We start from the raw sequence: 6782 nt of genomic DNA on the forward strand, positions 1-6782 counted from the left end.
CGGTACTGCGGGAGGGATGGGGCGTGCCGCCATGACGCGGCACGCCATCCGAGATCACTCCGCGTCGGTCTCCTCCTGCGCCCGCGCTTCCGCCTCCGTCTCCGACCGGACGGCCACCGCGTCGATGGCGGCCAGCGACTTCCGGACCTGGTCGCGGTCCGTGGTGTACCAGAAGTCGGGCAGCGAAGCCTTCAAGTAGCTCCCGTACCGGGCGGTGGCCAGCCGCTGGTCCAGTACGGCCACCACACCCCGGTCCCCCGACGCGCGTACGAGACGGCCGGCGCCCTGCGCCATGAGCAGCGCGGCATGTGTGGCGGCGACCGCCATGAAGCCGTTGCCACCCGCCTCCTCCACAGCCTTCTGGCGGGCGCTCATCAGGGGGTCGTCCGGACGCGGGAAGGGGATCTTGTCCATGACCACCAGCTGGCAGCTCGGACCCGGTACGTCGACGCCCTGCCAGAGCGACAGCGTGCCGAAGAGGCAGGTCTTCGGGTCGGCCGCGAAGTTCTTGATCAGTTCGCCGAGCGTCTCCTCGCCCTGGAGGAGGATCGGGAACTCCGGAATGCGGGAGCGCAGCTCCTCGGCGGCGAGCTGGGCGGCCCGCATCGAGGAGAACAGCCCCAGGGTGCGACCGCCCGCCGCCTGGATCAGCTCGGTGAGCTCGTCCAGCATGTCCGCGCGGTCACCGTCACGGGCCGGGCGTGCCAGATGCTTCGCGACGTACAGGATGCCCTGCCTGGGGTAGTCGAACGGCGAACCGACGTCCACGCCCTTCCACCGCGGGAGGTCCTCGCCCTCGATCCCCTCGGCGGCGAGCCCCAGTGATGCCCCCACGCCGTTGAAGTCGCCGCCCAGCTTCAGCGTCGCGGAGGTCAGGACGACGGAGCGGTCGGTGAAGAGCTTCTCGCGCAGCAGACCCGAGACGGACATGGGGGCGACACGCAGGGATGCCCCGAAGCGGTCATGGCGCTCGTACCAGACGACGTCCCATTCGGAGCCGTTCGTGATCCGCTCCGCGACGTCGTGCACGCTCTCCACGGACGCAAGCGCCTGTTTGCGGACCGCGTCCTCGTCCTGGACGGACTTGTCGCGGGTGCTGCCGATGGCGGAGATGACGGTCCTGCACGCGTCGCGCAGCGCCATGAGCGCGTAGCCGAGGTCCTCCGGGATCTCTTCCAGCCGGCCCGGTAGAGCCAGCTCCATCAGCCGTTCGAACCCTTCGGAGGCGGTCTGGAGCTGGTCCGCGGCCTTCTCGTTGACCAGCTTCGCCGCGCGCCGGACCGCGCGGTTGACCTGCCCGGGGGTGAGCTCCCCGGTGGCGACTCCGGTGACCCGCGAGACCAGCTCATGGGCCTCGTCGACGATCAGCACCTCGTGCTGCGGGAGCACCGGGGCGCCCTCGATGGCGTCGATGGCCAGCAGGGCGTGGTTGGTGACGACCACCTCGGCCAGCTTGGCGCGCTCGCGGGCGGTCTCGGCGAAACACTCGGCGCCGTAGGCGCACTTCGTGGCGCCCAGGCACTCCCGCGACGACACCGACACCTGGGACCAGGCCCGGTCGGACACGCCCGGTGTCAGGTCGTCCCGGTCCCCGGTCTCCGTCCCGTCCGACCAGTCACGCAGTCGCAGCAGGTCCTGGCCCAGCTTGCTGGTGGGGGCGGCCGCCTCGAACTGGTCGAAGAGCCCTTCTTCCTCGTCCTGCGGCACACCCTCGTGGAGCCGGTGCAGGCACAGATAATTCGAACGGCCCTTGAGCATCGCGAACTCCGGACGGCGGCGCAGCAGCGGATGCAGCGACTCCACCGTGCGCGGCAGGTCCCGCTCCACCAGCTGGCGCTGCAGGGCCAGGGTGGCCGTCGCCACCACCACCCTCTCCCCCTGCGCGAGGGCGGGCACCAGATAGCCCAGCGACTTACCGGTGCCGGTGCCCGCCTGGACCAGCAGATGGGCACCGTCGTCGATCGCCTCGGCGACGGCTTCGGCCATGGTCACCTGGCCGGGGCGCTCCGTGCCGCCGACGGCGGCGACGGCTGCGTGCAGGAGTTCGGGGAGTGAGGGCTTCGTCATAGCGCGACCACCCTACGACCCGGCACTGACATTCGTGCGATCACGGCGAGCGCTGGGGATGTGATCAAAACGCAGTCTCCTCGGTAGGGGAAGAGGTCGGTGGAGCGGAGGGCGTACGGATGCGAGCGGTGACGGAGCACTACGGCAGATGGCGCAGCACGGTCCCGGACGATGAGTGGGTGTCGACCGGGCCGACGAGTTCGTCGGGGCCGTGCAGTCGGGTCAGCAGATTGGCCTTGCAGCGCAGGACGGGTGAGTCCAGCAGGAGTGGGGGCAACGTGCCGCGTGTCCGGGCCGGTCCGGCGCAGACCTCGGTGAGGAATCGGCGGAAGGCGGCGAGCAGCAGCCGTTCGTCGGCGAGGCGCTGGGAGCCGATGGCGCCGATGAGTCCAAGAACGTTGTTGATGCCCAGGTAGGAGGCGAAGCGTTCGTCGGCGACCTCGTCGGGGACGAGGGTGTCACTGTGCTCGCCGATGCCGGGCAGCCGGGCGTCGGGTTCCGTACGGCGGGAGTCGCGGAAGCCCTAGCCCTGGTTGTCCCGGTAACGGCCGCCCACGGGGCGGCCGTCGGCGTCCAGCAGGACCGGGGTGTTCTGCTGATGCGCTTCCAGGGTGATGCCGGCCGCTCCGTCCAGCCGGAGCACGGGGCGTACCACCTGTTCCGGATAGCGCAGGAACCACTCGGCGGCGACGGCCCCGGACGGCCGTCCCGTCCGGGTGGCCAGACGGGTGACGATCTCCGCCAGCCGGGATCTCATGGCGCCGCCGGCCCGTGAGCATGGCCGGGGCACCGGCGCGGTGGACGGTCCGTACGGAGGACGTGGGGTGCCACGGTGGGCCGTGGCTGCCGAGGTCGCGGAGCAGTCCGGCGCAAAGCAGCGCGGCGGTCCGGGGACGGTGGCGTACCTGGCGCAGTTGCCCGCGGCTCTTCGGGGTTGGGTGCAGCCGATGGCCGAGGACGAGTGCCTGTTCGGCGGCGAGGAAGAGGTCGGGGTGGACGTCCGGGTTCTGCCTCAGTTCGGTGACGAAGGCGGTAACGCACCGGAGGGAGTCGGCGACGCGCTCGACGAGGCCCGTGCCGTCGTCGGGCGGCGGGAGCGACGAGTCCGGCCTGCCGGTGTGCTCTCTGCGGAGCAGCGCGGCCAGCACAACGGCATCGACCGGCGGGGCCGTCTCCGGGGCGTCGGCCAGGCGGGGGGCTCCGAAACGGTGCCGGCCCGTCGGGGACCAGTACAGCACGGGCACGAACAGCGCCGTGCCACTGGCCGGCAGGGGGATGTCCAGGGTGGCGCTGTCCGGCACCGGCAGGCCGGTTTCACGTGCCCAGCAGCACAGAAGGTTCTCGACGGCCGCCGCCTGGGCCGCCCGGCGCGGATCGGGATGCTCCCAGGGGCAGGCACCGGCGCCCCGGAGCCAGTCGGTGCCGGAGGGCTTCCTCTCCTGGCGCGGAAGCACAGAGCTCGTGCGGTCGGCCTGCGCGGGGGTCGTGTGCAAGGCGGGTCCTCGTGGAGTGGTCCGGGTGGTGACGGGGCGGGGGCGTCAGCGGGTCCGAACACAGCGGCCGTCGGGGTGGGGAGTGGCCGTCCCGGCGAGCACGTCGCGCAGGATCGTCGGGAGCTCGTGCGTGGTTCCGCCACCGGCCTCGTCCTCCCCCCGCGCGCAACTGCCAGGCCATGGGCAGGAGATGCCGCGCGCGGACAGCGGACCCCCCACCGCTACCAACCCCGGGCCGCCCACCGGGTTACGGGCCGATCCGGGCTCCTTGACGGCGTGGGCCGGCCACTCTGCGGCCCTTCAAGCCTCAAACCGGCAGATCTCGGGACGACCGACCAGGTCAGGCGGCTTGTAGCCGAACCGTTGCCGTTCCGTCGGACGTCCCCCACAGCGAGCGCATAGTGTGTGGTGCCGTTCCCGAAGGCCGTGGGAGCAACCGTGAACTCCGCGTGGGTCCGGGTGTGAAGACGGCCGCAGCGCCACGTTCGTTCATTCCAGGGGGAGTCAGATCATGCGATCCATACGGCCGTCGTCCACCACTCGTCGAGAGGGGAGGGCGCGGCGCAGAACATCCCCCGTTCTGGCCTCCGTCGCGCTCGCCTCGGTGCTCGCCCTCACCGCCACGGCCTGCGACTCGGGTGACACCGACGCGAGCGCCGACCCCTCCGCGACCGCCGCCGCCGACGACGGCAAGCTCAAGATCCCGGACGACATCAGGGACCGGCTCAAGGAGCACGGGATCGACATCGACAAGTGGCGGGACGGCGCCTGGAAGAACTGGGACAAGGACGACTGGCTGCGTGAGGCCCAGGACTACGTCAACCCCATCATCGAGGACCTGTGGGACCCGGACCGCATGCGGGACGCCGAGGAGCCGGACCAGGGGGTCGACGAGAGCGACATCTCCGGCGACCAGGGCGTGACCGACCCCACGCCGCAGCCGGTGCGGGCGGAGGCCATCGCGCCGACATACCACGCCAACGCCCCCACGGCCGGGAAGGTCTTCTTCGACTCCCCCAAGGGCACGATGGTCTGCTCGGCGACGGTGGTGCAGGACCCGGCCAACCCGGGCAAGTCCAACATGGTGTGGACGGCGGGCCACTGTGTGCACGCCGGCAAGAAGGGCGGCTGGTACCGCAACATCGCGTTCGTGCCCTCGTACAACGACTCGGGCAGGTCGGCGGAGGAACTCGAGGGCGCCACGGAGAAGGAGGTCGCCCCGTACGGTCTCTGGTGGGGGGACTGGGCGCAGACCTCGGACCAGTGGATCGAGCAGGGCGGCGCCACGGGCGGTGACGGCGCCTCGTACGACTTCGCGGTCATCCATGTGACGCCGGAGAAGGGCGGCGACGGCAAGTCGCTGGAGGAGACGGTCGGTTCGGCGCTGCCGGTCGACTTCAAGGCTCCCACGGTCGCCGAGATGAAGGAGATGACGGCGATCGGTTACCCGGCCGCCCCGCCGTACGACGGCCAGACGCTGTACCGCTGCGCGGACAAGCCCGGCCGGCTGTCGATCAGCGCGAACGACCCGACGATGTACCGCATCGGGTGCAGCATGACCGCCGGTTCGTCCGGTGGCGGCTGGGTCACGACGGGTTCGGACGGGAAGCCCGCGCTGGTGTCCAACACCTCCATCGGCCCGGTGACGTCGGGCTGGCTGGCCGGCCCGCGCCTCGGTGACGAGGCCAAGGGCGTGTACGACGCGGTCAGCAAGAAGTTCGCCGGCCAGTGACATGCCGGCCCGGCCCCGCGTGCCGCCGCGCACACGGGGCCGGGCCGGGCGGCGGCGCCCCGCGCCCCGCCCAGGGCGGAACAGGCAGACGCGGCACGACACACATTCGTCACACCGGGGGTCTTGCACCATGCGTTCCACACATACGTCCGCACCACGCGGGCGAGGACGTCGTCGCACCGTTCTCGCCGCCACCGGGCTGGTCGCCGCCCTTGCGCTCACCGCGACCGCGTGCGGCGGCTCCGGGAAGAACGACGCGAGCGACAAGCCCGACGCCACCACTTCGGGGGCCGTCGACAGCGATGGCGGCAAGTCCCAGATCCCGTCCGACATCACGGACAGGCTCAAGGAACACGGGATCGACGTCGACCAGTGGAAGGACGGCGGCTGGAAGGACTGGGACAGGGACAAGTGGCTCAGCGAGGCGCAGGACTTCGTCAACCCGGTGATCGAGGGCCTGTGGGAGCCCGAGCGGATGCGCTCCGCCGAGGAGGCCGACAAGACCGTCACGACGAAGGACGCCTCGGCGGCCCAGGGCACCAGTGATCCGGAGCCCGCCCCGGTACGGGCGGAGCCCGAGAAGACGCCGTACCACGACAACGCGGCTCCGGTCGGCAAGGTGTTCTTCGACTCCCCTGAGGGCCCGGCCGTCTGTTCGGGCACGGTCATCAAGGATGTGAACCATCCGGGCAGGTCCAACCTGGTCTGGACGGCCGGGCACTGTGTGCACGCCGGCGGCAACGGCGGCTGGTACCGCAACCTCGTCTTCGTCCCGGCCTACAACGACCTCGGCAAGTCCGAGGCGGACCTGAGCAACGCGAACGCCCACGAGATCGCCCCGTACGGCAACTGGTGGGCGGACTGGGCCTCGACCTCGGGCGGCTGGATCCAGGGCGGTTCGCAAAGCGGCGGCGACGGAGCGGCGTACGACTACGCCGTGCTGCACGTGAAGCCGGAGCAGGGGAGCAAGTCGCTGGAGGAGACGGTCGGCGCGGCGCTCGACGTGGACTTCTCCGCCCCCGCCGCGGCGGAGGCGGGCAACATGGGCGCCTGGGGCTATCCGGCCGCACCGCCCTACAACGGTCTGCAGATGTTCAAGTGCCTCGACGCACCGGGGCGGTTCTCGCTCAGCTCCGGCCTGCCGGCGATGTACCGCATCGGCTGCACCATGACCGGCGGCTCGTCCGGCGGCGGCTGGTTCCGGGTGCTGAACGGCGAGACGGTACTGGTCTCCAACACCTCGATCGGCCCGACCGACAACACCTGGCTCGCGGGCCCGCAGCTGGGCGAGGACGCCGAGGCGCTCTACCAGAACATGAGCAAGACCTACGGCGGTCAGTGATCCGTGCGAAGCGAAGGCCCGCCCCCCGCTGGAAGCAGGGGGGGGGGCCCGGCTCTTTCCCTCGCGGGAGTAACCGGCCGGCGGGGGAAAAGCCGGAGTGAGTTCCTTCTCCCATTCCCCCTTCCCCCCCACACCGAGAAGGGTGACC

The 6782-nt window shown here is 71.1% G+C and carries 3 protein-coding genes and 1 pseudogene; 2 read left to right on the plus strand and 2 right to left on the minus strand.

Annotation, left to right across the window (positions count from 1 at the left end; translation table 11 throughout):
* Nucleotides 1–54: 54 nt before the first annotated feature.
* Together ACZ5C2_RS24085 and ACZ5C2_RS24090 are read right to left on the minus strand one after the other, a co-directional pair.
* The gene (locus tag ACZ5C2_RS24085; protein ID WP_468794465.1) at nucleotides 55–2067 is read right to left on the minus strand and encodes an ATP-dependent DNA helicase; all 2013 of its coding nucleotides are present in this window, start codon (nucleotides 2065–2067) and stop codon (nucleotides 55–57) included.
* Nucleotides 2068–2206: 139 nt separating this feature from the next.
* A pseudogene (locus ACZ5C2_RS24090) lies at nucleotides 2207–3521 on the minus strand (IucA/IucC family C-terminal-domain containing protein).
* A 550-nt stretch (nucleotides 3522–4071) separates the two neighbouring features.
* On the opposite strand from ACZ5C2_RS24090, the gene ACZ5C2_RS24095 reads away from it, so the two are divergent.
* Together ACZ5C2_RS24095 and ACZ5C2_RS24100 are read left to right on the plus strand one after the other, a co-directional pair.
* Nucleotides 4072–5292 (plus strand): trypsin-like serine peptidase, encoded by a 1221-nt coding sequence (locus ACZ5C2_RS24095; protein ID WP_468794467.1) that lies wholly within the window; start codon nucleotides 4072–4074, stop codon nucleotides 5290–5292.
* A 130-nt stretch (nucleotides 5293–5422) separates the two neighbouring features.
* Nucleotides 5423–6634: a trypsin-like serine peptidase gene (locus ACZ5C2_RS24100; protein WP_468794469.1), complete on the plus strand. Its 1212-nt coding sequence runs from the start codon at nucleotides 5423–5425 to the stop codon at nucleotides 6632–6634.
* The last annotated feature ends 148 nt before the right edge of the window (nucleotides 6635–6782 follow it).

This window comes from Streptomyces sp. NPDC031365 (assembly GCF_055569765.1).

Coding starts and splice junctions, on each gene's coding strand:
- ACZ5C2_RS24085 (WP_468794465.1), bottom strand. CDS start 2,067: ATGACGAAGCCCTCACTCCCCGAACTCCTGCACGCAGCCGTCGCCGCC.
- ACZ5C2_RS24095 (WP_468794467.1), top strand. CDS start 4,072: ATGCGATCCATACGGCCGTCGTCCACCACTCGTCGAGAGGGGAGGGCG.
- ACZ5C2_RS24100 (WP_468794469.1), top strand. CDS start 5,423: ATGCGTTCCACACATACGTCCGCACCACGCGGGCGAGGACGTCGTCGC.